Genomic DNA, 24,786 nt, shown 5'->3' with positions numbered 1-24,786 from the left:
ACGTGGTACAGCCGGGCCCGGGGCGGGCCCGGCTGCTGGCTACGTCAGCGCATGACGGACGAGAAGGAGTCCAGCTGGATCCAGCTGATGACGTTCGTTTCGATCTTCGAGCCGAAGGCCTTGACGATGCCGGACGTGTACGCCTCGACGCGGATCGCGTTGAGGCCCGCGTGGTTGTTGCGGCTGGCTATGCCGCGGACCGTCTTGGGCGGGCGGATCTCGGCCGGCAGGGTGCCGATCACGGTGTCGTCGTGGAAGCCACAGGTGAGCACGCCTCGCAGTTGGAGGAACTCGGTGCCGGCGATGCGGATGACACGGGCCTGGAAGGGCGCCTCGCCGGAGAAGTTCGAAGTGACGGCCTTCCAGTCGACGACGGTCTGGCACCCGTCGAGGGGGTCCGCGGCCGCGGCCGGCGTGGCAGCGGCGAGCGGCACGCCGACGGCGGCGACGGGGACGGTGAGCGCTGCGGTGAGCAGGGAGCGACGGCTGGTCGTGGTCATGGGTGATCCTCCGGATCCGGGAGCGAAGGGAATGCGCTGGTCGGCCTGGTGTGGGGCGGAGTCGTCAGCGCCAGGGGACGGAGAAGCCGTCGAGGTCGATCCAGGTGATCGGGTTGTCGGCGTATGCGCCGAACACCCAGAGCTCACCCCGGATGTTGGCCTCGACGCGGCAGATGCTTCGTCCCGCGTTGTTGTTGCGCGGCACGTTCTGGCGGACCTGGACCGTCGGGCGCAGCCGGTGCGGCAGCGTCGCGATCTGGCGGTCCGCGGTCAGCCCTGAGGAGCTGAAGGTGCCTCGGAGTTGGAGATACGTGGTTCCGGCGAGGGCGACGAGGCGGCCTCGCGGGCGCTCGCGGTCCTGCCCGGGGGTGAGCCCGGTGGCGGGGGCGAGGTCCTCCCAGTCGGACAGGACTTTGACGCCGCCGACGGCGGGCTTGGTCGGGTACCAGCAGATGGTGACGTCGCGTGCCTCCGGTTTGCCGGGCACCACGTTGCTGAAGCCGAACAGCAGGCGGGTCTCCTGCGTCAGGGGGTCGGTCTCGACCGCGAGGCCCTCCGGTTCGCGGTGCTGCAGGCCCGGGGCGCTGGTGACCACCACCGGGGCGGTCCACTCGTTCGTCGACCAGTTGTACGAGGTCATGAACGTGTAGCCCGGGTTCGCGTCGCCCTCAACCGCGTAGGGAGCCCACTCGTACACGTACAGGATGTCGCCGAGGCTCTGGAAGCCCTGGAAGGTGAGCGTCTTCTCCAGCGGCGGCAGTGCGGGGTGCTCGAAGTCCGGGGTCGGCGGCTTCCTGCGCCTGCTCATGGCCGAGCCGACCGGCGTCCAGTTGCCCGCTGCGGCCTGGGCCTCGTCGTACCGGGTGAAGTACCGGAGCTCGCCCTGGGTGTGCATGACGGTGAGCATCTTGGTCGTCGGATCGTACGACGGGCCGGTGGCATCGCTGTCCGGCGGCATGAACGTGCGCAGGCGGGTGTCGCCCGCCTTGAGTACCCCGTTCTCCTTCTTCTCGTCGAACTTGAAGCGTGTGACGGCCCTGCCGAACGCCACGGGCTTCTCCGGCGGCTTGGGGGTGGTGATCCGCAACTCCCCGCACTCGGTCCAGAGGTAGGTGTCCTTGCCGTCCGGTACGGCGCCGATGGACAGGCCGTGGCCGAAGCCGACGAGCTGCATCGTGCCCGTGAGAGCGCCGGTCTGCCGGTCGAAGCGGTTGAGGATCAGGTTGCCCGAGTCCCGCTTCGCGGTGGCCTGGGACTCCAGTTGCAGGACGAAGATGTGCCCGTTGGCCGGGTCGGTGGCGATGGCCTGCGGCGCAGGATTCTGAGCGAGCTCGACCGTCTGGATCAGTCGGCCGGTCACGCCGGACAGGTCGATGCCGTTCGCATCCATGGTTGTCATATCTCTCTCCCCCGCGGATCCATCCGCGGATCCGCATGTAGTGGATCATGACATAGAGCGAAAGCGCTGGTCATCACGAGGACTTGGCGTCGCGCGACACAGTTGGCGGAGCGACGGCTTGCATCTTTGGGGTGATCCACCTGTCATCTGAAGGAGTTACCACCCGTGTCATCTCTCAGCCGACGTTCGGCTCTGGCCGCCATGGCTTCGGCCGCCGTCGCCGCTCCGCTGCTCTCGTCCACCGGCTCCGCGCGGGCGGCTACCGCCACGAAGCCGGCGGTGGCCCAAGGGGCCGCGCAAGCCGCACAGGTCGCGGAGACCGTGCAGGAAGCAGCGGCCTCCGGTGTCGGCAGACCCGGCATGGCTTCCCTGACCGAGCAGGTCTGGTACCCGCAGTTCAAGGAAGCCGTCCTCACCACCAAGGTGCTCCCCGGCCAGCCGTCGCGACTCGAGGTCTCGGACCCGCACGGGGTGCTCGCCACCCTGACGACCGGGGCGCGCACGGTCACGGTGCGCGGACCGCAGCGGCACTTCACCGAGCAGAAGCGGCCGTTCACCGACCCGTTCGACCGTATCGTGAAGAACCTGGGCGGCGAGAAGCCCGAGGACGGGGACCCCGTGGGGTGGGGCCCGTCCCGCGGCGGCGGCAGGTGGGACATCGACGGGTACGAGCCGCTCCATTCCGACTACGAGGTGAAGGACGGCTCCGGCCGCATCACGCTGGCGCGCGACAACCGCACCCGCTACGCGTACCTCATGGACAAGGAGGTCGGGGACGTGGACGTCACAGCAGTCGTCGGCTTCAGCAAGGCGCCGATCGGCGCGCCTCTGTCGATCGGCCTGACGTGCGGGTTCACGGACACGAAGAACCACTACCGGGCCAGGATCATCATCTCGCCCGCACCGAAGGTCGAAGTCCGGCTGATCCTGGAGAAGGAGGAGAACGACGTGGTGACCGTGCTCGGCGGCACCCCTCAGTCCGACTCCGTCCTGCTCGCCACCAGCTTCACGCCGTCGGACCGTTGGCACATCCGCCTGGTGCGGGAAGGACAGAAGCTGCGCGCCTCCGCTTGGCGCTACGGCGCCGCCGAGTCCACGGCGAAGTCGATCGGCGAGGTGACGGACGCCAGCTTCGCCAAGGGCCACATCGGGGTGCGGGCACTGGCCTCCCTCGGGTCCACCAACTTGCCCGTGGAAGCGATAGTCGACGAGTTCAAGGTGACGTCCTGCAGTTGGGCCGAGCCCCCCTCGGTCACCCACTCGACCTGGGTCCGTCTCCTGCCGACGCCGTTCACCGGCACCTGGACCCCGGAGCTGGACGCGCAGATCCGGGCCTGGGCGTCGGACATCTCGCCCGACGCGCTCTCCTTCGCCTCCATGTTCCTGCTGGACGCCCCCGACGTCACCTCACCGGCCCTCGGCGGAGCACGCGTGCTGGGCAAGGCCTCCTACGGGCCGAGGGACGACGACGCCCCCGATTCCGGCCGGCTGGACATCGGCGCCGACTTCCACGACTACATGGGCCGGGAATGGGTCTTCCCCAACGGCGAGCCCGACGAAAAGCCCAAGGATCGCAGCCGCTTCAAGGGCAGCCTCGACTGTTCTGGCTTCGTACGCATGGTGTTCGGCTACCACATGGGCATACCCATGGTGCGGGAGAGGAACTTCGGCTCGGGGAACCTGCCTCGGTCCAGCCACGACATGGCCCTGGAGGGACCGGGGGTCATCGTGGCCCGGTCCATCCCTCCGAGTGAGGGCGGGGACAGCACGGCCTACCTCGCGAAGCCGCCGTCGATCACCGGCCTCCAGATCGGCGACACCCTCTACTTCAACTGCGAGCCCGAGGAGGAGGCCGGCGCTCCCGCCGAGGAGCGCCGGCCCATCGACCACGTCGGCATCTACGTCGGTCTGGACGACAAGAAGCGCCCCCGCTTCGTCTCCAGCCGCAAGACCCCCGACGGCCCCACCATGGGCGACCTCGCCGCCCGGTCCCTCATCGGCCAGGCCGGCACCGACTACTACACGAAGGCCCTGCGCATCATCCGCCGCTTCTGACCGGGCCGATCATGTCCGCCAGTACGGTGCGCCGGTCCTCTCCGGGACGGGCCCGCAGGGGGCGCGCCAGGCGGGTGCTGTCGTAGTGCCAGCGGTGGTCGAGGTCCTGGGGGACGGCTTCGGTCTCGTGGAACTCCGCGCGGGTGCCGAGCAGTTCCGTGAGGTCGCGTGCGAGGTCGTGCCAGGACACGTGGCCGCTGCACGCGTTGGCGATTCCGTGCACGGGCTGGTCCAGGCACTCGGCCACCGCGCGGGCCAGGGCGGCCGCGTGCACCCAGGCCGGTCCGTACCAGGCGTGACCGCCCGTTCCGGGACGCGGCAGTGTGATCGGCCGGCTCTGGAGGGCTGACTGGTAGAGCGTGCCGATGGCACCCCAGCGCAGTTGTTCGCGCAGCCGGTCGTGCGCGCCCCAGACGATCGGGGAGCGTACGACGCTCGCTCCCCCGCGTCCCTCGCTCCCCGCCGCGCGCAGCAGCAGGGCCTCGCAGTCGAGCTTGGCCCGGCCGTACGGGCTGACGGGCTCGTGGGGCGGGGTCTCCTCGCTGACCCGGTCCGTACCGGGGTGCCCGTAGGCGTCGACGCTGCTGACGAAGACGAACGGCCCGCGCCGCCAGGCGTCGACCATCGTCTCCATCGCGGCCAGGTCCACGTCGTGGCGGGTGAAGGTGCAGGCGGCGTGGACGACCGCGTCGGCCTGCGCGACGGCTTCGCGCAGGCCGGCCAGGTCGGCGAGGTCGCCCTCGATGACGTCGACGCCCTCGGCGGCGATCAGGTGGGCGGACTCGGGCCGGGCCAGTGCCAGTACCGGGCGTCCCTGGGCGGCGAGTTCACGGACGATGAACGCGCCCACGCCGCCCGTCGCGCCGGTGACCAGCACCGTGCCCGGGCGGGCGGCCCGGGAGCGGGGGGCCGGCCGGCTCTCGGCCCGTGCGGCGCTCTGCTGTGCCGCCCGTTCGTCGAGGAGCGCGGTCAGGGCCCGGGGCGTACGGGCCTGGAGCACGTCGAGGCCCGTGAGGGGCAGTCCGAGGTCCGTCCGCAGCCGTTCGGAGAGTTGGACGGCCTTGAGGGAGTGGCCGCCGAGGGCGAAGAAGTCGGCGTCCGGCTCCGGGTCGGTGCCGAGTACGGCGGTGAAGGCCTCCCGGACGGCTTCGGCCCGGGGGCCGGACGGTGCGCCCGGCCCGGACGGTCCGGGCAGCCGGGCCCGGTCGAGCGGCCCGGCGTCGGTGCGCGGCAGCGCGTCGACGAGCGTGACCGCGGCGGGTACGGCCTCCGGGGCGAGCGATCGGCGCAGCAGGCCACGCAGTTCGTGACCGGACGGGCCGATGCTGTCACGCAGGACGGCGTAGGCCACCGGCGGCCCCTGCTCGGGCTGGACCACGACGGCGTCGGCGACCTCCGGGTGGGCCCGCAGGGCCTGCGCCGCCGGGTGGCGGGCGCCGGGATCCGCAACTCCGCCCGGCAAGGGCAGGTCGGCCAGGACGAGATCCGGGTCGGCCGCCACCGCGTGCAGCAGGGCCGCGTAGTCGCGTACGGCCGTTTCCGCCACGGTGTCGTCGAGGGTGCTCGCGTCGTACTGGACGAGGGCCTGGGGCCCCTCGGGGGTATCACTCAGCCCCAGGCCGTACGAGAGGGTGAACTTCGCGCCGTGGGAGGGGATGTCGACGTACTCGGCCGACGCGCCGGGCAGCCGCAGTACCGTCGGCTCGCCGAGGAGGTCGGAGGTGACGCGAACCAGCGCGCTGCCGTCGGCGCCGCGCGCCCGGCCGCCGAGGCGTTCGAGGACCAGGTCGAAGGGGATGTGCCGGTGGCTCTGGGCTTCTAGGAGGGCTTCGCTGACCCGTAGCAGCAGTTGGGCGAAGGTCGGGGCGCCGGAGACGTCGACGCGTACCGGCAGCGTGTTGACGCAGAGGCCGACCAGTGCGCGCATGCCGCTTCCGCTGCGGTGCGTGCTCGCCACGCCGATGACGAGGTCGTCGTCGCCGGTGAGGCGGTGCAGGGACGCGAAGGCGGCGGTGAGCGACACGGCGAAGGGCGTGGCGTTGTGCTGGGCACCCAACTTCCGCAGTGCGTCCGGCACATGGGGAGCGAGGGTTTCGCTGCGTGCGGCCGCGGGGCGGGCGGAGGCGTGCGGCGCGGCCGACGTCGGCTCGGGCAGACGGGGCGGGACCGCGCCGGTCAGCAGGTCGCTCCAGCTCCCCAGTTCCGCCTCGTAGCCGGGCAGGGCGTCGTGTTCGCGGCGCGCGTGGTCGGCGTACTGCGGCGGTGCGGCGAGCGTGTGCGGGCCCGTCCCCTCGGATACCTCGGCGTAGAGGACGGCGAGTTCGCCGGCCACCGTCTCCAATGAGGCGCCGTCCATGGCGATGTGGTGGAACGTCAGCAGCAGGGTGTGGTCCTGCGGGCCGTGGCGCAGCACGAGTGCCCGTACGGCGTCGCCCGCGGCCAGGTCGAACGGCCGGGCCGTCTCGCGCCGCAGCAGCTCCGGCGCGTCCGCCGGGTCGGCATCGACGACATGGACCGGGATCGTCCACGGCGTCGGGAGCACCTCCTGGCAGGGCTCTCCGTCGCGCTCCAGGTAGCGGGTGCGCAGGATGCTGTGCCGGGCCACCAGCGAGGTGAGGGCGGTGGCGAAGGTGGCCGCGTCGAAGGGGCCGCGGAGGCGGGTGGCGAACGGGACGTGGTACGAGTCGCCCGCGCCGCCGAGGCGTTCCATCAGCCACATGCGGCGCTGGGCCCGGGACAGGGGGACGCTCCCGGTCTGCGCGGCGGCGTCGTGGCTGCCGCCGTGGCCGTCGCTGACGACACGCGCGTCCGCGGTGGGCCCGGACTGGCCTCGCCGGGCGGTTCCGGCGCGGGCGCGGCGCAGCAGTTCCCTCTGGAGTTGGCCGCGGTCGTGGGCCGCGGATTCGGCGTCAGTGGGCATCGCTGTGCTCCGGGGTCTCGGGGTGGAGGTCTCGGTGGGCGTCCAGGAGGACGCGTTCGACCAGCGCGGCCTGTTCGGCGACGCTCGGGGTGGCGAAGAAGTCCGCGAGGGAGATCTCCACGCCCAGTTCTTCGCGCAGGTCCTCGGTGACGATGAGGGCGAGCAGCGAATGCCCGCCCAGGAGGAGGAATTCGGCGTCGGCGCTGGTGACCTCGACGCCCAGCGCCTGGCTCCACACCTCGGCGACGGCCTGCTCGATGGGCGTCATCGGCGCCGCGGCCCCGCCGGCGGGCTGCTTCTCGGCGGCGTTCGCGCGGCCGGTGAGGGCGCGCCGGTCGACCTTGCCGGCCGGGGTGAGGGGCAGTCGCTCCAGCAGGGTGACCGTGTCGGGAACCAGGTGGGCGGGCAGGACCGCGGTGAGCCGCTCGCGCAGCGCCGTGCCGGACGGCTCGGGGCCGGGCCCGGCGACGGCGAAGGCGACCAGGCGCGCCTCGGGGGTGCCTGCGCCGTCGACGGTGACGGCGGCGTCGTCCACGTCGGGCTGCTCGCGCAGGGCGTGTTCGACCTCGGCGGGTTCGATGCGGAAGCCGCGGACCTTGACCTGGTCGTCGTTGCGGCCGTGGAACTGGAGGACTCCGTCGGGCCGCAGGGAGACGACGTCGCCCGTGCGGTAAAGCCGCTGGCCTGCGGCAGCGGCGTGCTCGACGAACCGTTCGGCGGTGAGTTCGGGCAGGCCGGTGTACCCCTGGGCGAGCCTGCTGCCGCCGACCCACAGTTCGCCCCGTTCGCCGTCGGCCACCGCGCGGCCGTCGGCGTCCAGGACGTGCGCGGTGGCCCCGGCGATGGGCCTGCCGATCGGTATCTGCGCCAGGCAGTCCTGCTCGGTGACCCGGTGGGCGGTGGCGAAGGTGGTCGTCTCGGTGGGCCCGTAGCCGTTGACGAGCTCCAGCCAGGGGAAGGCGCTGAGCACCTCGCGTGCCTGCGCGGCGGCCATGGCCTCGCCCCCCACGACGACAGAGCGCAGCTGCGCGAAGACGCGGGAGTGGCGCGCGGCGAGCTGGTGGAAGAGGGCCGTGGTGAAGAACGCTACCGTCACGCCGTGCCGTTCGACGTGCCGGGCGAGGTCCTCCAGGGAGGGCCGCTGCTCGGTGCAGACGACGACCGCGGCGCCGTTGGCGAGCGCGACCCAGACTTCGAACGTCGAGGCGTCGAAGGTCATCGGCGAGTGGAACAGGACGCGGTCGCGGCCGGTGAGGGTGACGTAGTCGGGCGCGGTGACCAGTTCGGCGATGGCCCGGTGCGGTACGAGCACGCCCTTGGGGCGGCCGGTCGAGCCGGAGGTGAACATGATGAACGCCGGGCCGTCGGGGTCGGACTCGTCGTCCGGTCGGCCGCTCGTGAGCGGCTCCTCGGGCAGGGCGAGGACGGGGCCGGGGAGAGTGGCCGCGTCCAGCAGCTTCGCGTCGCCGAGGGTGAGCGTCACCTCCGCGTCGGCGATGACGGCCTCGGTCCGCGGCCGGGGCTGGGCCGGATCGAGGGGTACGCACACGGCGCCGGCCAGCCAGAGCCCGAGCTGCGCCACGACCGTACGGTGCGACCGCGCCGTCAGCAGCGCCACCCGGTCGCCGCAGACCACTTGGTGTTCGCGCAGGCGGGCGGCGAGGGCGCGGCCGGAGCGCAGGAGTTGGCCGTAGGTGAGGGTGGTGTCGCCGTCCACGACGGCGAGCGCTTCGGGGGTGAGTCCGGCGTGCCGGGCGACGAGCGCCGGCAGGGTGGCCGCCGGTGCGGCTGCGGTCGTACGGGTGCCGTGCGCCTGGGCGGCGGGCTGCGGGGTGGTGGGTGACATGTCAGGCTCCTTCCGGTCGCGGGTTCCGGCGGTGGTCGATGAGGGCGGCGAAGGTGCGCAGGTCGGTGCTGCGCAGCAGCTCCGGGGCGCGCAGGCGCACTCCGGTCGCGCCTTCGACGGCGGCCAGCAGCCGTGCGGCGATGATGGAGGTGCCGCCGGCGTCGGTGAAGTTGTCGCCGAGACCGGTGCCGGGCCGGCCCAGGAGGTCGCGCACGGTCGCCAGTACGAGCCGCTCGGTGGCCGTGGTGGCGGCGTCGGCGAGGTCGTCCGTGGCGTCGGTCCGCGGCGCCGTGGCCTCGGTCCGCGGCGCCGTGGCCTCGGTCCGCGGCGCCCCGGCTGCCGGAGCCTGGATCCGGGCCTGGTCCTGTTCCCGGGCGGCCAGGGCGGGTCGGTCCACCTTGCCGTTGGCGTCGAGCGGGAAGCCGTCGACGATCCGTACGGCGGCGGGGACGGCCTGTTCGGGGAGCCAGGAGCGGACTGCGTCGAGGAGCTCGGCGGGCGCGGGTTCGGCGCCGTCGGCGGTCCGTACGTGTGCGACGAGGCGGCCGTGGCCGGCGCTGTCGCGCAGCACGGTGACGACGGCGGTGCGCACGCGGGGGTCCTGCTCGAAGGCGGCTTCGGCCTCGGCGGGTTCGATCCGGACTCCGCTGATCTTCACCTGGTCGTCGAGGCGGCCGAGGAAGTCCAGGCTGCCGTCGGGGTTCATCCGTACCCGGTCGCCGGTGCGGTAGAGGCGGTCGACGCCGGGCAGCGCCAGGTCCGGGGCAGGCGCTGTGAACCGCAGTGCGGTGAGTTCGGCGTCGAGGTAGCCGAGCGCCAGGCAGTGGCCTCCGACGCGCAGTTCGCCGTCCTCGCCGCGGGCGACGGGGCGGCCTTCGGCGTCCGTGACGACGAGGGTGACGCCGGGCAGCGCGGTACCGATGGGCGGCGGGGCCTGGTCGCCGGCCTGCGGATCGGTGGCCCGCATCGCGTGGGCGGTCGTGAGGACTGTGGCTTCCGCGGGGCCGTAGGCATTGTGGACGGTGGCGGTGACGTCGGCGCCGGGGCGGCGGCGCATGCGGTCGCCGCCGACGACGAGGTGGCGCAGCTCCAGGCCCCGGGGCCACGGCCGGTCCAGGAGCGGTTCGACGGTGGGGGTGGCCGCCACGGCGTGGGTGAGGGCGGTGTCGCGCCACCAGTCGGTGAGCACGTGCGAGTCCCAGCGGGTGTCGTCCGGGGCCGGTACGAGGGCGGCTCCCGAGGTCAGGCCGGCCCACAGCTCCAGGAGGTGCGGGTCGAAGGCGACGCCGATGAGCAGGGACTGGCGGTCGCCCGGGGCGATGCCGGTCTCGGCGCGGTACCAGTCCAGGGCGACGGACAGCGAGGCCTCCGCCACGGCCACGGCCTTGGGGCGGCCGGTGGAACCGGATGTGAGGACGGAGTACAGGGTGCCCTCGGGTGCGCGGCGGGTGCCTCGGACCGAGCCGGCGAAGGCCGCGACCGCGGCGACGGGCGCGTTGACGCCCTCGGTGGGCAGCAGCAGCGGTACGTGCTCGCCGCCCCGGTACTCCTCGGGCAGGACGCCGGGGTCGCCGATGAGGCAGGCGACGTCGAGGTCCTCGGTGACGGCCCGGATGCGGCGTTCGCCGGGACGGGGGCCGAGCGGCAGGTAGACGGCGCCGATCCGGGCGAGCGCGACGGCGGTCACCACCAGGGCGGTGGAACGGTCGAGGCAGACGCCGACCAGGTCACCGGGGTTGACGCGGCCGGCCAGGTCCTTGGCGGCCAGCGCGGCCGCCGCGTCGAGGTCCTCGTACGTCCAGATCCCGGTGCCGTCGATCACGGCCGGGGCCTTCGGGGTGCGCCGGGCCCAGCCCTCGAAGCGGTCGAGTACGCGCGTCGGTTCGGCGGCGGGGCCGTGGGCGACGCTCAAAGCGGTCTGGGTCATCACGACTCCGTCGAGGTGGTGGTGGTGGTGGTGGCGAGCGCCTCGGCCTGGTCGGCGAGGACGGGGTTGCGGAAGAGCACCTTCAGCGGCGGGCGCGTGCCCAGCCGGGGCTCCAGCCAGGCGGCCAGCTCGGCGGCCAGCAGGGAATGGCCCCCGCTGTGGAAGAAGTGCGAGCGGGCGTCGAACCGGCTGTGGCCCAGGACCTTGCTCCAGCCTTCGGCGAGCAGGGCCGTCATCGGTTCGTCGAAGACCGGGGTGACCGAGGACCCGGCCTCGGGCTCGGGCGCCGCGGCGCCGTCGCTGTCGAGTGCCGCGGCGCGCCGTGACAGCGCCGTACGGTCGGGCTTGCCGCCGGCGAGGGTCGGCATGCTGTCCAACCGCGCCCACCGGGCGGGCACGAGGGGGCCGGGCAGGCGGCCGACCAGCTCGGCGTGCAGCGCCTTCTCGTCGAAGGCCGCGCCGTCGGCTGCGCCTTCGAGGAAGCCCACGAGCCGGGGAGAGCCGGGGCCCTCCCGGTCCAGGACGACGGCGCAGGAGCGGCCGCCCAGCACCGCGGACGCCGCCGCCTCGATCTCCTCCAGCTCGATGCGGTGGCCGCGCAGCTTGATCTGGTGGTCGCGCCGGCCGAGGAAGTACAGCAGGCCGTCCAGGCCCCGGTAGCCGACGTCGCCGGTGAGGTAGGCGCGCAGGCCGCCGAGTGCGTCGACGGTGACGAACCGGGCGGCCGTCACCTCGGCGTTGCCCGCGTACCCTTCGGCGAGGCCGGGGCCGGTGATGGCCAGTTCACCGACCGCCCCGGCCGGCAGGGGACGGTGGTGGGCGTCCAGGACCAGGACCCGCTCGCCCGGGAACTCGGTGCCCAGGGGGATCTCGGTGCCGTCGGCGAGGGCCTCGCGGGAGATCTCGTGGACGGTCGAGCTGATGGCGGCCTCGGTGACGCCGTACACGTTGAGCACGGTGGCGTCGGTGTCGGCGAGTACGCCGCGCAGGGCCTCCACGGGAAGGCGCTCGCCGCCCAGGACCAGGAGCCTGGGCGCCCAGCTCCCGTCCCGCAGCGCGGGCCGCAGGTCCTCGCGGGTGGCGAGGAAGTAGCTGGTGGGCAGGTTGGCGACGGTGACCCGGGCGGACACCAGCCGGCCGGCGAGCTCGGCGCCGGTGGGCACCTCGTACTCGGGCAAGACCAGGCAGGCGCCGGCGTGCAGGGTCGGCAGGACCTCCTCCAGCGCCACGTCGAAGGACGGCTGGGCGAACATCAGGACCCGGTCCGAGGTGGTGAGCGCGAACCGTTCGGCGGCCGAGGTCATGTGGTGCACCAGCGCCGCGGGGCCCACGGCTACGGGCTTCGGCGTCCCGGTGGATCCGGAGGTGTGGATGACGTAGGCCGTGCCGGGAAGTACGGCGCTCGCGTGCGCGGGGGGCAGTACCGGGGCGTCGATCCGGGCGGTCGGCAGCGCCTGCGGCAGTTCCGGCGTGCCGTCGCCTGTGAGGACCAGCGCCGGGGAGAGCCGCTCCAGCAGCAGGGCGAGCCGGGCCGGCGGGTCCGACGGGGACAGCGGGCAGTAGACGGCGCCGGTGCGCAGGCAGGCGAGCAGGGCGACGACGGAGTCGGTCCCCCGGGGCAGCACCGCGGCCACCGGCCGGCCGGGCGTCACGCCGGCGGTGCGCAGTCGCCCGGCGAGCGAGGCCACGCGTTCGTCGAGGTCCCCGTAGGTGAGGCGGCGGGCGCCGCACAGCACGGCCGGCAGCGACGGGTGGTGCGCGGCGACGGGGTCCAGCGGATCGCGGTCGGCCGGGACGGCCACCGGCGCGGCGGCGGGCTCCACTGCGGTCGGGTCCAGGTCGGCCAGCGGCTTCTCGGGGTCGTCGAGATAGGCGCGCAGCAGGTCCAGGAAGCGGCCGGCGAGCAGGCGTGCGACGTCCTCGCCGAAGAGGTCGGCGTCGTAGTCCCAGACCAGCGTCATGCCGGGCAGGCCCTGGCGCGGGGTGACTCCGCGACGGTCGTCCGGGAGCAGGACCACGTCGAGGTCGAAGCGGGTGGTGCCGGTGTTGAAGCCCTCGAAGAGGGTGATGTCGAGGCCGGGTACGTCGATCTCGGGCAGCGGTGCGTCGTGGGCGCTGAACATGACGGAGAAGAGCGGGTTGCCGGCGCCGGAGGTGTGCATGCCGAGCGCCCGGGTCAGCTCCTGGACCGGCACGTCCTGGTGCGGCAGGGCCCGGATGAGGGTGTCGGTGACCTCGTCCATGGTGTCCTGGGCGGGGACGGTGCCGTCCAGGGCGATCGGGAGCGGGATGGTGTTGACGAACATGCCGACGGCGTCCTCGTAGCCGAGGGGGCGGTTGCCGACGGCGGTGCCGATGACCATCCGGGAGCGGCCGCTGTGCCGGCGCAGGAGCTCGGCGAACAGCCCGAGGAGCGTGGCGAAGGGGGTCAGGCCGCGCGAACGGGCGTGCCCGCGCAGGCGTTCGGCGAGATCGGCGCCGATGCTCTGGCGCAGCTGGCCGCCGTGGTGCCTGCGCTGGGCGCCGGGGCGGGTCAGGCCCGGCAGCGGGAGGTCGTACTGCTGGTCGCGCAGCTCGGCCCGCCAGAATTCGAGCGATTCGGGGGCGTAGGCGGCCCCTTCCCCGGCCTGGGCCTGTACGTGGTCCGCGTACGAGGAGGCGGGCGGGAGCTCCAGGGTCTCGCCGAGGACGTGGGCGCGGTAGACGCGGAAGACGTCGTCGAGCAGGATCGCGAACGAGTGCCCGTCGTGGATCAGGTGGTGTTCGACGTGGACCAGCCGGTGGTGCCGCTCGGCCAGTCGTACGAGGGTCCAGCGGATCAGCGGTGCCTCGAAGGTGTCGAGCGGGCTCTCGGCCTCGGTCCGCAGGAGCCGGGCGAAGGCCGCCTCGGGTTCCTCCTCCGTGCTGAGGTCGACCGTGTGGAGTCTCGGCGCGCACTGCGGCGCGACCCGCTGCGCCGGTACGGACCCGGTGGAGGCGACGAGTTCGAGCCGCAGGCCGGGGTGGCGCGCCAAGGTGGCGGCGAGTCCGCGGTGCAGGGCTTCGGTGTCGAGCGTGCCCCACAGGTCCAGTGAGGCGGTGAAGTTGTAGGCGCGACTGCCGGGCTGCATCTGCTCGTGCAGCCAGACGATCTCCTGCGAGGAGGAGAGGGGGAGCATGGGCGATCCCTGAGGTTGTGGGTCGGTCTCGGTGCCGGGCACGGTCGTGTCGTGTCCGGGTGGTCGTGCGGACGGCTCCGCGGGTCGCGCGGTGCCGCTTTCTGCGTGGGGATGCCGTGGGGGGAGGCGTGTGTGCGCGGCGGCTCTGCGCGGTGCGGGGCGCGGCGGCTCGGCGCGGTACGGGGGCGGGTGCCGGTGCGCGCGGGGCCGCGGGTGGGGGCCCTGGCGCGCTGGGGGGCGCCGCAGTTGGTTCGGGTGCCGGGGGCGCAGGTGTCGTCGTCGGGGGGTGCGGGTGGCGCTGCCGTACGACTCGGGGGTCTGCGCCGGTGTGCCCGGCGGCGGGGTCACTGCACGGCGTGGCCCGAGGGGCGCAGCGCGCGGGTGAGGGCGTCGAACGCCCGGTGCGCGGTCTCCTCGTCGAGCACCGCCCGGTCCCACACCATCCGCAGGCGGATCTCCGCGCCCTGGGTGACGGAGACGGCGAAGGGACCGCGGACCGGTCTTCCGTCGACGTGGACCTCACGTCCCTCGACGCCGGCCAGCCGCAGGGGCGGGCGGCGCGTGTCGTCGTCCACGGTGAGCAGCCCGTCGAGGGCTCCGGTCCAGCGCGAGCCGGCGGCCCGCGCGGCGGCCACGACCGCGTCGAAGGGTACGTCGGCGTGGTCGAGGTCGTCCCACCAGGCGTCGGCCGTCACCTGCGAGCCCGGCCCGTGGCCGGTGTCGACGGGGAAGGCGAGGGTGTTGAGGAAGCAGCCGATGACCGGTTCCGCTCCCGTGGGGCGCCCGCCCCACGGGTAGCCGAGCGGTACCGCGCGGTCGGGGCCGTACAGTTCGCGGGCCGCGGAGCGGCAGGCGTCGAGGAGTCCGGGGAAGGACACGCCGGCGTCGTGGGCGGGCAGCCAGGCCTGCGCGGAGCCACCGGGACGCGCGCCTTCGGGTACGCGGGCGGGGCGGGGTGCCGGAGCCTGGGCGTGCACCGCGCGCAGCCGGTCCGCCCAGTACGCGGCCGCCTCGGGCGTCTCCGCCTTCTCCTCGGCGGCGAGTTGGCCGAGGACCGCGTCCCGGTAGGCGGCGAGTTCGGTCTGCGTCTCCTGCGGCGTGGGACCGCCGTCGGCGGCCTCCTCTCCGTAGGCGGCGCCGAGTTCGTCGACGATCCGCGCCAACGACCGCCCGTCGCAGACCGCGTGGTCCAGGACCACCGCGAGGACGTCCTCCTCGCGCTCCTCGTCGCGTACGAGGAACAGCCTTAGGGAGGGCCCCTGCACGTCCCAGGCGGCCAGTGCACGACGGAGCGCCTCGGCGGGCGACTCCCCCGGTACGAGGGCGGGCCGGGTCACGCTGACGTCCGGGTCGGCGGCGACGGACAGCACGGGGGTGCCGCGGATGACGGTGGGCCGCGAGCGCAGGGCGGTGTGCCGCGCGGCGAGCCTGCGGGCGGCGGCCCGGAGGCGTTCGGGATCGATGGTGCCTTGCGGGAACGCGAAGAACATCGGCACGAGGTCGGGGCGTCCGGCCGGGTCCAGCGAACGCACCAGCACGAAACGGCGCTGTGCTCCGGTGGCCGGCAGCAGGCTGTCGGACCGGTCGTCGGCGAACCGCCGGTAGCGGGCCAGGTACTGACTGGTGATGCTGAGCACGTGGTCCTCTCTGTCATGGCATTGGTCGGGGCCGTTGCCGCACGCAGCGGTGTGCCGGCGGGTGCTGCCGGCGCAGGGTCTCGTCCCCGCGGCGCGCGTCGTGGGCGGGTCAGCTGGTGGGTGCGGGGGCCGGGCGTTCGTCGCCGTGGGCGGCTGCCGTCTCGCCCTGTACCGCGGCGGAGTCGTCCTGCGGTGGAGCGGGCAGGTCCCGCATCCGGCGCAGCGGCGAGAGCAGCAGCGGCACCGGTACGGCGAGGATGCCGGCGGCGCACCAGGCGAGCGCGGTGCGCGACCCGTAGGACTGGGCGAGGGCTCCGCCCAGGAGCGCGCCGAGCGGCAGGGTGCCCCACATGAGGAAGCGCAGGGTGGCGTTCATCCGGCCGAGCAGTCGTGGCGGGCACATGCCCTGGCGGAAGCTGACCTGCGCGACGTTGTAGACGACGGCGCCGAAGGAGACGACCGCCGATCCGGCGGAGAACAGGAGCGCCCCGGCGAGACCGTGCCCGGACAGGGGCCACAGCAGCGCGAACGGGCCGGTCACCAGGAGGGACAGGAGGATGACCCGCGCCTGCCCCAGCCGGGCGGCGATGCGCCCGGCGCACAGCGCGCCCAGGAGCCCTCCCACGGCCGACGCGGACAGCACCAGCCCGAGCCCGCCCGCCCCCAGTCCGACGACGCGGACGAGGTGCACGGTCTGCGTCGCCATGAGGACGGCCGTACAGAAGTTGGCGAGGCCGGTGGTCAGGGCGATGACGCGGAGCAGCGGGTGGCCGAAGATGAAGCGGACGCCCTCGCCGATCTCCTTGCGCAGGGAGCCCCCGGCGACGCGTTCGGGTGCCTCCTCGGCCTTCTCGATGCGTTGGAGGAAGAGTGCGGACAGTACGTAGCCGACGGCGTCGACGATGACCGCGAACTGCGCTCCGACGAGTTGGACCAGGCCTCCACCGAGACCGGGGCCGGTCACCTGGGCGGTGGACCGGACGGTCTCCAACGCTCCGTTGCCGGCCATGAGTTGCTCACGGGGCAGGATCTGGGGCAGGTAGCTCTGGTGCGCGACGTCGAAGAACACGGTCGCCACGCCGGTCACGAGCGCGACCGCGTAGAGCTGGGCCATGGTCAGGACGTCGGCGAGCGCGGCGGCGGGGATGCTGCCCATGGACACGGCGCGCACCAGGTCCGCGCGGATCATCAGGGGCCGTTTGCGCATGCGGTCGGTCAGGGCCCCGGCGGGGAGCCCCACGAGCAGGAAGGCGGCGGTCTCCGCAGCGGTCAGGAGGCCCACCTGGAAGGCGGACGCGTCGAGTTCGAGGACGGCGACGAGGGGCAACGCCACCAGCGTCACCTGGGCACCGAACTGTCCGGTGGCGGCTCCCGCGAGTAGCAGTCGGAAGTCACGTAAGCGCAGTGAGCCGCCAGCGGCAGCTCCGGATGTGTCGGACATGTGAAGGACACTCACCGATCCATCGATCAAGGTCAAAGCAAACCTGTCACTTTCGGACATCTTTTGCTGCTCGATGGATGACGAACGGGAGATTCTTCGCACTACCCGGGGTAAGGCCGCGTGAATTCCCGTCGACGACGCATGCAACGCGGGGCAGGTGGGGCAAGGGGGAGCAGGGAGGCGCCGAGCACCGCCCTCACCCTGCGCAACCGCCGCCACCCTGACCGAAAATGGGCGCGATCGCCGCCGTCTTCACTCCGCTCGGTCCTGCCCCGGCAACCGTCCGTACACACCGCCGGGGCGGGCTCCGGTCATGAGTGCTGCGTAGAGCAGCAGGGAAACGGTCAGGCCGACCGCCCAGCCGTAGTCGGCGAGCGGCTTGAGGAGCGGGATCAGGCCCTCGGCGGGGAAGGGGCCCTTGCCGGGGGCCGAGTGGGAGCCGCCGACGGCCAGTACGCCGCCGACCGCGAAGGCCGCCAGTGCCCGGAGGTTCCAACCGCCCGTGTACCAGTACGGACCGCCCTCCCGGTACAGGTCGGGCAGCGAGAGCCTGGTGCGGCGCACGATCCAGTAGTCCGCGATGAGGACGCCGGCGACCGTGCCGAGGAGCCCGCCGACCAGGCCCAGCCAGGTGAAGATGTACAGCTCGGGGGTGGAGGTCAGCTTCCACGGCATGATCAGCACTCCGACGACCCCGGTGATCAGCGCTCCGCGCCGGAAGTCGATCAGGCGGGGGGCCAGGTTGGCGAGATCGTAGGCGGGCGAGACGACGTTGGCCGCGATGTTCACCGAGATCGTCGCGATCAGTACGGTGACCAGGGCGAACAGCAGCCCGAAGACGCTGTCGGCCTTGGCCACGAGCTCCACCGGGTCCCAGATCGGGGCGCCGTACACCGCCTCCGAACCCGAGGTGACGAACACCGACAGCAGCGCGAAGAGGGTCATCGTCGTCGGCAGCCCGAGGGTCTGTCCGAGGATCTGGGAGCGCTGGCCGGCGCCGAAGCGCGTGAAGTCGGGGATGTTGAGGGAGAGGGTGGCCCAGAAGGCGATCATCCCCATGAGCGAGGGGAAGAAGACCGGCCAGAAGTCCGCGCCCCAGCCGAGCCGGGACGGCTGGTCGAGCAGTACGCCGAAACCGCCCGCCTTGACGCCGATCCACACCAGCAGGGCCAGCGCACCCACGATGACGAAGGGCGCGGCCCAGTTCTCGAAGCGTCTCAGAGCCTCCATCCCCCGGTAGATGATGGCGAGTTCGAGGGCCCAGAAGACGATGAAGCACAGCCACAGCGTCCACGGCTCGCCGCCGATCTCCGCCGCGCCCGCCCAGCCGCCGAAGATCTTGCCCAGCAGGACGAAGATCCCGGACCCGCCGATCCAGGTCTGGATCCCGAACCAGCAGCAGGCCACGGCCGCCCGGATGAGCGCGGCCAGGTTGGCTCCCCGTACCCCGAACGAGGCCCGGGCCAGCACCGGGAACGGGATCCCGTACTTCGGCCCGGCGTGCCCGGTGAGGAGCATCGGCACCAGCACGATGAGGTTGGCGAGCGCGATGGTGAGGACGGCCTGTTTCCAGTCCATCCCCAGGGCGATCAGCCCGGAGGCGAGCAGCCAGGAGGGGATGTTGTGTGCCATGCCGACCCACAGGGCCGTGAAGTTGTAGGTCGTCCAGCGCCGGGCCCCGACCGGTACGGGGAGCAGGTCGGGGTTGGCGAAGCGGCTGTCCGAAGGGACTTCGCCGGGAGCGAGCTCGACGCGCTCCCGGGTCTCGGCGGTCGGGTCGTCGGGCATGTGCGCACGCCCCTTCGAGTCGGGTGGGGATCTCGGCCGGGACCGAGGGGGGACACCATCTCCTTCCCGGTGTTCCGCGCGGCCATGCCGAAGCCCGCGCGGGCGGCGCCGCAGCTCACAGCCAGCCGCTGCGCTGCGCCTGGAGGGCCATCTGGAAGCGGTTCTCGGCGCCGAGGCGGGCCATCAGGACCTGGAGCCGTCGGAAGAAGGTGCGGCGGCTGATGCCCAGCTCGCGGGCGATGACCTCATCGCTCGCGCCGCCGGCGAGGAGGCGCAGCAGGCGACGGTCGGCGGGCAGCAGACCGGCCGGGCGGGTGGCGCGGCCGTGGAAGGGCAGGGCTTGCTGCCAGGTCTGCTCGAAGAGCGCCAGGAGGGCGGAGAGCAGCCCGCACGGCTGCACCACCAGCATCGTGTTGTGCACGTCCGCCTCCCTGATCGACAGGGACACCAGCGCGTACGCCTCGTCGATGATCACCAGCTTGACCGGCACCGTCGGCGCCACCCGGGCCTGCTCGCCCGCTTCGATGCACGGCTCGATGGCGCTCTCCAGCTGCCCGGGCACCTCCAGCGACGCCCGCGAGTAGACCACCCGCTGCGTCACGCCGCGGGCGAGCGTCGCCAGCGCGTCGTCGAGGGCGCCGGCCAGCGGGAAGTAGGGCGGCGAGTCGAGCTGGCGGATCTGCGCGCGGGCGCTGACCCAGGCGCGGCGCATCCTGGGGCCGATGGCGTCGCCGGTCACCACCTCGACGAGGTCGTCGTTGTACGCCGCGAGCCGCTGGCGGCGGAACGACTCGAACGCGCCGCCCACGGTGATGCGCGACCCCTCCAGCTCCGCCGCCCGGTGCCTGGCGAGGATCTCCAGGGCCGCGGCGGGCGGTACCGGCGCCACCACGTCCGTACCCCCGGTGGCGGCGCTGGCCAGCCCGGCGTCGACCAGTTCCGCGTACGCCGCGGGGAACTCGGCGCCGTCCACCCCGGCCGCCTCCCCGATCTCGGCGAGCGGGGCGGGGGCCAGTTCGAGGAGTGACAGGTACACGCGGCCCGCTGCGGGGCCGATCCCCAGCATCCGCAGCGCCTCGCCCAGTTTCGCGTTCGCCATGCACGCCATTATCGACGACGCCGCGGCGGATGTGGCCGATCAGTGCCACTGGCACCACTGGCCCACCTGAGCGCACTCGTCCGCAGTACCGTCCCGGTGCCGCCGGGGCCACTCGGCAGCCGAACCGATCCGGAAGAAGGTCCAGGCGTGTCGAAGGGTCGCAAGAACGGTCTCTACTCGGGGGTCTCCGAGGAACTGTCCGCCCTGATGAGGAAGGGCTGGGCGGACACCGAACGGGACGGCCTCCCGCTCGACGAGCAGGCCCCGTACGCGGCCCGCCGCCGCGCCGCGCTCTCCGCGTGCTTCCCCGGCGAGCGGCTGGTCGTCCCGTCGGGCAACCTCAAGGCCCGCTCGAACGACGACACCTACCCGTTCCGCCCGCACTCCGCCTACGTCCACATGACCGGGGACCAGGCCCGCGACGGCGCGCTCGTCCTCGAACCCCGCCCCGACGGCGGCCACGACGCGTACTGCTACCAGCTGCCGCGCGACGGCCGGGACACCGACGAGTTCTGGCTGGGCTACACCGCCGAGCTGTGGATGGGCCGTCGCCGCTCCCTCGCCGAGTCCGAGCGCGTGCTCGGTCTGGCCTGCCGCGACGTCCGCGCGGCGGTGGGCGACCTGGCCTCCGCGCCCGGCACGCCCACCCGTATCGTCCGCGGCGTCGACCCGGCGCTGGAAGCCGCGGTCACCACCGACGCGGAGCGCGACGCCGAACTGGAGGAGGCCCTCAGCGGACTGCGGCTCGTCAAGGACGACTGGGAGATCGGCGAGATGCGCAAGGCGGTGGACTCCACCGTGCGCGGTTTCACCGACTGCGTCGGCGAGCTCTCGCGGGCCGTCGCGTCCTCCGAGCGGTGGGTCGAGGGCACCTTCTTCCGCCGGGCACGGCTGGAGGGCAACTCCGTGGGCTACGGCTCGATCTGCGCCGCGGGCGAGCACGCCACGATCATGCACTGGACCGACAACGACGGTCCCGTACGCCCCGGCGACCTGCTCCTGCTCGACGCCGGCGTGGAGACGCACACCCTCTACACCGCCGACGTCACCCGCACCCTGCCGATCAGCGGCACCTTCACGGCCGTGCAGCGCAAGGTGTACGACGCGGTGTACGAGGCCCAGGAAGCGGGCATCGCCGCCGTGCGGCCGGGAGCCGCGTACCGCGCCTTCCACGTGGCGGCGCAGCGGTACCTGGCGGAGAAGCTCGTCGAGTGGGGCTTCATCGAGGGCCCGGCGGACCGCGCCTACGAGCTCGGCCTGCAGCGCCGCTTCACGATGGCCGGTACGGGCCACATGCTGGGCCTGGACGTCCACGACTGCGCCCAGGCCCGCACCGAGGAGTACGTCGACGGCGTGCTGGAGCCGGGCATGCTGCTCACGGTGGAGCCGGGGCTGTACTTCCAGCCGGACGACCTGACCGTTCCCGAGGAGTGGCGCGGCATCGGAGTGCGGATCGAGGACGACCTGCTGGTGACCGCCGAAGGCTCCGAGAACCTCTCGGGGGCCCTGCCGCGCTCGGCCGACGAGGTCGAGGCGTGGATGGCCCGCGTCGCGGGCTGACGGACCTCCGGCCCGGGCGGGGACGCCGCCCGAGCTGACCGACGCGGCGCCCACACCCCGGTAGCAGCCCTGCCGCTCACGCACGATGCCCGGAACGCCGAAGCGTTCCGGGCATCGGCGCGGCCTCAGGGGCTACGGCAGGGTGCCGCCGGGGATGGCGTAGCCGCCACGGGTGAGGTAGATCGCGTCGGCCACGGGGCGTTCGACCCGCAGGTACGTGCCGTCCGCCTGCTTGGCGATGTCGGTCATGCCCGTCTGGCGCTTGTCCAGGGTGTACATGGTGGTCGAGCCGCCGCCGTCGAGGTTGATCGCGTCGATCACGCCGAGCTCGGGCGTCTTGAGGATGTCGGCGAACTCGTACATGAACGCGCCGTCGACGCCGGAGTAGTCAGTGGCGTCGGTCGGGTTCGCGCCCACGTCGCGCCGCCCCGTGATGGTGGCCATCACCGTACGGCCCTTGGCGTCGGTGCCGAGGGCGGTGCGCGAGTCCCGGCAGGTGTCGCCGGCCACCGGCTCGTCGTTGACCGACCGCGTCACCCGGGTGCCGGTCTTGTCGAAGAGGCGCGAGCACGTGCGCGCCGAGGTGGCGACGACGCCGTCGTCCAGCAGCCGGTGCGCCATCCCGGACACGATGTCCACGGACTCGTCGAGCGCGATGCGGTGTTCGGGGAATTCGAGGTCCGCGACCTCGTTCTTCAGCTTGAGGGTGCGCCCGGCGGTCAGGTTGTTCTGGAGCCACTGCTCCGCGCCGCTGCCCACCGCCTGCAGCACGAACCCGCCCGTCGCGACGTTCTTCCCGCCCCGGCCGGCGACCCAATTGCCACCGGCGTCCTTCGGGAGGGTGAACGCGCCGGCGTTGTCGACCGCCACCTCGTACCCGGGGGCGTCGTCCTCGGTGACCTCGGGGTGGGTGTCGCGGTTCTTCGGGGGCGTAGCGACGTTGTACGCGTCGTTGAAGGCGATCAGCTCGTCCCCGTCGACGAAGATGCCGGTCTTGTCATCGGGCTTGCTCGGGTCGTGCGCCAGCGACTTCGACACGTCGCCCTCCCCGCGCGCGCAGCCGACGCCGCGGCCGGGGTCGCGGTTGACGTCGTCCAGCAGCCGCTCGGCCACGACGGCGCCGGTCGCGTCGACGACCTGGACGGTCACGGTCGCGCGGAGCTTGGAGATGTACGGCAGACCGTGCTGGAGCACGACCGCCTGGCTGCCGTTCAGGCAGCCGGTGCCGTTGACCTGGCCGTCACGGACCGCGGTTCCCAGGAACTGGATGCTTTCGCCGTGGGGAGGCTCGCCCTTGAAGAAGCTGCCGTTGATCCCGGCGAGGGGCCGCTCCGGCTTGACCGCGGCCAGCTGGCTGGCGACGGTCTCCGCCTTGGCGGCGGAGCCGCCCACGGTGCTTTCGAGGCGGGTCGCGCCCAGTTCGGGATCCGCGACGACCACGTTCAGCTCGCGCTTGGCGACGCGCCCTTCGGTCTGGACCTTCTCCGTGTAGCGCGCGTACGTCACTCCGGTGGCCAGCGTGTAACGCCCGGTCTCCACCCAGCCGTCGAGCAGCGACGGCTCCTGCGGGGCCGCGCTGCTCCCACCGGGCGTGGCGACCAGCAGGGCCGCGCTCAGGGCGATGGCCGCAGCGGCAGCCGGGCCTCTACGGCGTGCGCGGGAGGAGCGCGCGGGGGTGTCGGTCGTCATGAGCAGTCAGCCTTGTCGGTCAGCTTGTGGGAACGGAAGGACTTGGTGAAGGGCTCGGGGAGCGTGGTGCTGTCACCCGGCATCACCTTGTAGGCGCCGTAGGAGGTGCCGTTGCCGTCCCTCCAACCGCCGCCGTGACCGGCCTCGGAGTAGAAGCAGGCGTAGAGCGAGGTGTTGTTCACGACGGAGCGGACGCGGTCCTGCCAGACGGCCGCGTAGCCGTTGTGGGAGCTCGTGGTCGAGTACATGCCGCCCCGGGCGCGCTCTTCCGCGAAGATGCAGAGCTTGCCCTGCTCGCACCGCTCGAAGCCGGTGAAGCAGTGGCCCTTGGAGGGAACGAGCTTGTACGAGCTGACGCGCCCCTGCAGTTCACCGGAGAGGTCGGGGAGGTTGGCCTCGGTCTTCGGCTTCACCGCCTCCATCGTGCCGCCGTAGTAGGCGTCGGCGTACAGGCAGAGCCAGGAGTCGGTGTTGTTGTGGACGGAACGGACTGTAGAGTTCCCCTTGTTGCTGGACAGGGGGATGGAGAGGACGGGCGCGGTGCCGGGCTTCTCCACCGTGCCCTTGCCGCTCTCCTGGTCGTAGAGGCAGAGGGCGCCCGTGTCGCAGTTCTCGTACGCCGACGCGGTCGTCGGGACGATGAACAGCAGGGAACAGAGCAGTGCCAGGGCTCCCAGGACGAGGGAGCCTCTCGATATGGTGATCTTCACAGCAGGCAGTGTCGCAGACGCCTCTCCTACCCTTGTGAGCAGGGGTTTCTTCGCCCGACAGGTACCAAAATGCGCTAGGGCAAACCCCTATGACGTTCACTTACGGGGCGTCTGGCAGGTGTGACGGCATCCCCCGACGCCTCGGGATGTGCTCCAACATCCTCTCGTGGCGCAAGCCGCCCTGTATCGTCAGAACTTGATCGATGTCGACAGGCACGGACGCGGGGAGGCGTGCTGTGGGGCAAGCGCCGTCGACGGTGCTCCAAGTCGCGCTGATGGTCCTCCTCGTGCTGCCCGGAGTGACCTACCAGTTCCTGCGGGAGCGTTGGCGCGGCCCCGTTCCCGGACAACGCGAGCTCGGTGAGCGGGTGTTGAGGGCCGTAACGGCCTCGGTCGTCCTGGACGCCTTCTATGTGATCGTCGCGGGACCGCAGCTGCTGACGCTCGCACGCGGTTCGGACGCCCGGGGCTGGGAGGGACTCGCCCGAGAGCCGCGCTTGTCCGGACTCGTCGCACTGGTGCTGTTCATCCTGGTGCCGGCCGCGGCGGCCGCCGGGGTGTCCGTACGGGAGCGCCGGCGCCTGCGCGGACGGTTCCAGTCCACTCCGACGGCGTGGGACCACGTGTTCAGGGACCGCGAACCGTGCTTCGTCCGCGTACGTCTCAAGAACGGGGGCTGGGCGGGCGGCTGGTTCGGGGCCCGATCCTTCGCCAGCTCGTACCCCAGCCCCCCGGAGCTCTTCCTGCAGACGGCCTGGCGGATGAACCCGGACGGCAGCTTCGCCGGTAGATCCGCACAGACCGCAGGCCTGTACGTCCGCTGCGAGGACATCGACCTCCTCGAGGTCCTCGACCGATCGTCGCCCATCGTCCCGCCGGAGGCGCCGCATGAACCAGCACCCACGACTGACACCTGAGGAGTACGCGCTGTTCGACGACGACGGCGCCCCGCGCGGGTACGCACCGCGGGAGGAGGACGACGTGGAGCCGGACGTGGCCCCGCCCGGTCCCGGACCCGTCTCCCCCTCCGCGGAAACCCCCGCCCAGTAGCGAGGGG

16 protein-coding genes are annotated in these 24,786 nt (G+C 72.8%); 4 read left to right on the top strand and 12 right to left on the bottom strand.

Annotated features, from left to right (window positions below; translation table 11 throughout):
* Positions 1-44: 44 nt before the first annotated feature.
* On the bottom strand, positions 45-500 hold the full coding sequence (locus ACZ7GJ_RS28500) for a hypothetical protein (protein ID WP_470755762.1): 456 nt from the start codon (positions 498-500) through the stop codon (positions 45-47).
* A 64-nt stretch (positions 501-564) separates the two neighbouring features.
* Entirely contained in the window at positions 565-1,899 is a 1,335-nt protein-coding gene (locus tag ACZ7GJ_RS28495) for a hypothetical protein (protein ID WP_470755761.1), read from the bottom strand.
* A 165-nt stretch (positions 1,900-2,064) separates the two neighbouring features.
* Between ACZ7GJ_RS28495 and ACZ7GJ_RS28490 the strand changes: the two genes are divergently transcribed.
* Positions 2,065-3,954: a hypothetical protein gene (locus ACZ7GJ_RS28490; RefSeq protein WP_470755760.1), complete on the top strand. Its 1,890-nt coding sequence runs from the start codon at positions 2,065-2,067 to the stop codon at positions 3,952-3,954.
* On the opposite strand, the gene ACZ7GJ_RS28485 is transcribed toward ACZ7GJ_RS28490, so the two are convergent.
* From ACZ7GJ_RS28485 to ACZ7GJ_RS28450, 8 genes are all read right to left on the bottom strand, one after another.
* Entirely contained in the window at positions 3,938-6,874 is a 2,937-nt protein-coding gene (locus ACZ7GJ_RS28485) for a condensation domain-containing protein (protein ID WP_470755759.1), read from the bottom strand. The two genes, ACZ7GJ_RS28490 and ACZ7GJ_RS28485, sit on opposite strands and share 17 nt — an antisense overlap.
* Entirely contained in the window at positions 6,864-8,720 is a 1,857-nt protein-coding gene (locus tag ACZ7GJ_RS28480; protein ID WP_470755758.1) for an amino acid adenylation domain-containing protein, read from the bottom strand. The genes ACZ7GJ_RS28485 and ACZ7GJ_RS28480 overlap by 11 nt, the downstream gene beginning before the upstream one ends.
* Position 8,721: 1 nt before the next feature.
* The gene (locus ACZ7GJ_RS28475) at positions 8,722-10,647 is read right to left on the bottom strand and encodes a non-ribosomal peptide synthetase (RefSeq protein WP_470755757.1); all 1,926 of its coding nucleotides are present in this window, start codon (positions 10,645-10,647) and stop codon (positions 8,722-8,724) included.
* Positions 10,647-13,805 carry a non-ribosomal peptide synthetase gene (locus tag ACZ7GJ_RS28470; protein WP_470755756.1) on the bottom strand — a complete coding sequence of 1,053 codons (3,159 nt, stop codon included), beginning with the start codon at positions 13,803-13,805 and terminating at the stop codon, positions 10,647-10,649. The genes ACZ7GJ_RS28475 and ACZ7GJ_RS28470 overlap by 1 nt, the downstream gene beginning before the upstream one ends.
* Before the next feature lie 344 nt (positions 13,806-14,149).
* Positions 14,150-15,442 (bottom strand): condensation domain-containing protein, encoded by a 1,293-nt coding sequence (locus tag ACZ7GJ_RS28465; RefSeq protein ID WP_470755755.1) that lies wholly within the window; start codon positions 15,440-15,442, stop codon positions 14,150-14,152.
* Between the two features lie 109 nt (positions 15,443-15,551).
* Positions 15,552-16,883 (bottom strand): MFS transporter, encoded by a 1,332-nt coding sequence (locus tag ACZ7GJ_RS28460; protein ID WP_470755754.1) that lies wholly within the window; start codon positions 16,881-16,883, stop codon positions 15,552-15,554.
* Positions 16,884-17,135: 252 nt separating this feature from the next.
* Positions 17,136-18,671, bottom strand: a complete 1,536-nt coding sequence (locus ACZ7GJ_RS28455; protein WP_470755753.1) for an NCS1 family nucleobase:cation symporter-1 — start codon at positions 18,669-18,671, stop codon at positions 17,136-17,138.
* Positions 18,672-18,786: 115 nt separating this feature from the next.
* On the bottom strand, positions 18,787-19,770 hold the full coding sequence (locus ACZ7GJ_RS28450) for a LuxR family transcriptional regulator (protein WP_470755752.1): 984 nt from the start codon (positions 19,768-19,770) through the stop codon (positions 18,787-18,789).
* 147 nt (positions 19,771-19,917) lie between these two features.
* Here ACZ7GJ_RS28450 and ACZ7GJ_RS28445 point away from each other — a divergent pair, with 147 nt between their 5' ends.
* On the top strand, positions 19,918-21,330 hold the full coding sequence (locus tag ACZ7GJ_RS28445; RefSeq protein WP_470755751.1) for an aminopeptidase P family protein: 1,413 nt from the start codon (positions 19,918-19,920) through the stop codon (positions 21,328-21,330).
* A 132-nt stretch (positions 21,331-21,462) separates the two neighbouring features.
* On the opposite strand, the gene ACZ7GJ_RS28440 is transcribed toward ACZ7GJ_RS28445, so the two are convergent.
* On the bottom strand, positions 21,463-23,019 hold the full coding sequence (locus ACZ7GJ_RS28440) for a phosphodiester glycosidase family protein (RefSeq protein ID WP_470755750.1): 1,557 nt from the start codon (positions 23,017-23,019) through the stop codon (positions 21,463-21,465).
* Entirely contained in the window at positions 23,016-23,729 is a 714-nt protein-coding gene (locus ACZ7GJ_RS28435) for a peptidase inhibitor family I36 protein (protein ID WP_470755749.1), read from the bottom strand. The genes ACZ7GJ_RS28440 and ACZ7GJ_RS28435 overlap by 4 nt, the downstream gene beginning before the upstream one ends.
* A gap of 236 nt (positions 23,730-23,965) precedes the next feature.
* On the opposite strand from ACZ7GJ_RS28435, the gene ACZ7GJ_RS28430 reads away from it, so the two are divergent.
* Both ACZ7GJ_RS28430 and ACZ7GJ_RS28425 read left to right on the top strand, forming a co-directional pair.
* Positions 23,966-24,646: a DUF6338 family protein gene (locus tag ACZ7GJ_RS28430; protein WP_470755748.1), complete on the top strand. Its 681-nt coding sequence runs from the start codon at positions 23,966-23,968 to the stop codon at positions 24,644-24,646.
* Positions 24,618-24,779 (top strand): hypothetical protein, encoded by a 162-nt coding sequence (locus ACZ7GJ_RS28425; protein ID WP_470755747.1) that lies wholly within the window; start codon positions 24,618-24,620, stop codon positions 24,777-24,779. Before ACZ7GJ_RS28430 ends, ACZ7GJ_RS28425 begins: the two co-directional genes overlap by 29 nt.
* The last annotated feature ends 7 nt before the right edge of the window (positions 24,780-24,786 follow it).

It is taken from the genome of Streptomyces sp. NPDC037242, from assembly GCF_055604165.1.
The sequence above is the reverse complement of the archived record's forward strand: the minus strand, read 5'-3'. Positions and strand labels throughout refer to the sequence as shown.

Coding starts and splice junctions, on each gene's coding strand:
- ACZ7GJ_RS28460 (WP_470755754.1), bottom strand. CDS start 16,883: ATGTCCGACACATCCGGAGCTGCCGCTGGCGGCTCACTGCGCTTACGT.
- ACZ7GJ_RS28485 (WP_470755759.1), bottom strand. CDS start 6,874: ATGCCCACTGACGCCGAATCCGCGGCCCACGACCGCGGCCAACTCCAG.
- ACZ7GJ_RS28480 (WP_470755758.1), bottom strand. CDS start 8,720: ATGTCACCCACCACCCCGCAGCCCGCCGCCCAGGCGCACGGCACCCGT.
- ACZ7GJ_RS28495 (WP_470755761.1), bottom strand. CDS start 1,899: ATGACAACCATGGATGCGAACGGCATCGACCTGTCCGGCGTGACCGGC.
- ACZ7GJ_RS28500 (WP_470755762.1), bottom strand. CDS start 500: ATGACCACGACCAGCCGTCGCTCCCTGCTCACCGCAGCGCTCACCGTC.
- ACZ7GJ_RS28450 (WP_470755752.1), bottom strand. CDS start 19,770: ATGGCGAACGCGAAACTGGGCGAGGCGCTGCGGATGCTGGGGATCGGC.
- ACZ7GJ_RS28475 (WP_470755757.1), bottom strand. CDS start 10,647: ATGACCCAGACCGCTTTGAGCGTCGCCCACGGCCCCGCCGCCGAACCG.
- ACZ7GJ_RS28425 (WP_470755747.1), top strand. CDS start 24,618: ATGAACCAGCACCCACGACTGACACCTGAGGAGTACGCGCTGTTCGAC.
- ACZ7GJ_RS28455 (WP_470755753.1), bottom strand. CDS start 18,671: ATGCCCGACGACCCGACCGCCGAGACCCGGGAGCGCGTCGAGCTCGCT.
- ACZ7GJ_RS28470 (WP_470755756.1), bottom strand. CDS start 13,805: ATGCTCCCCCTCTCCTCCTCGCAGGAGATCGTCTGGCTGCACGAGCAG.
- ACZ7GJ_RS28440 (WP_470755750.1), bottom strand. CDS start 23,019: ATGACGACCGACACCCCCGCGCGCTCCTCCCGCGCACGCCGTAGAGGC.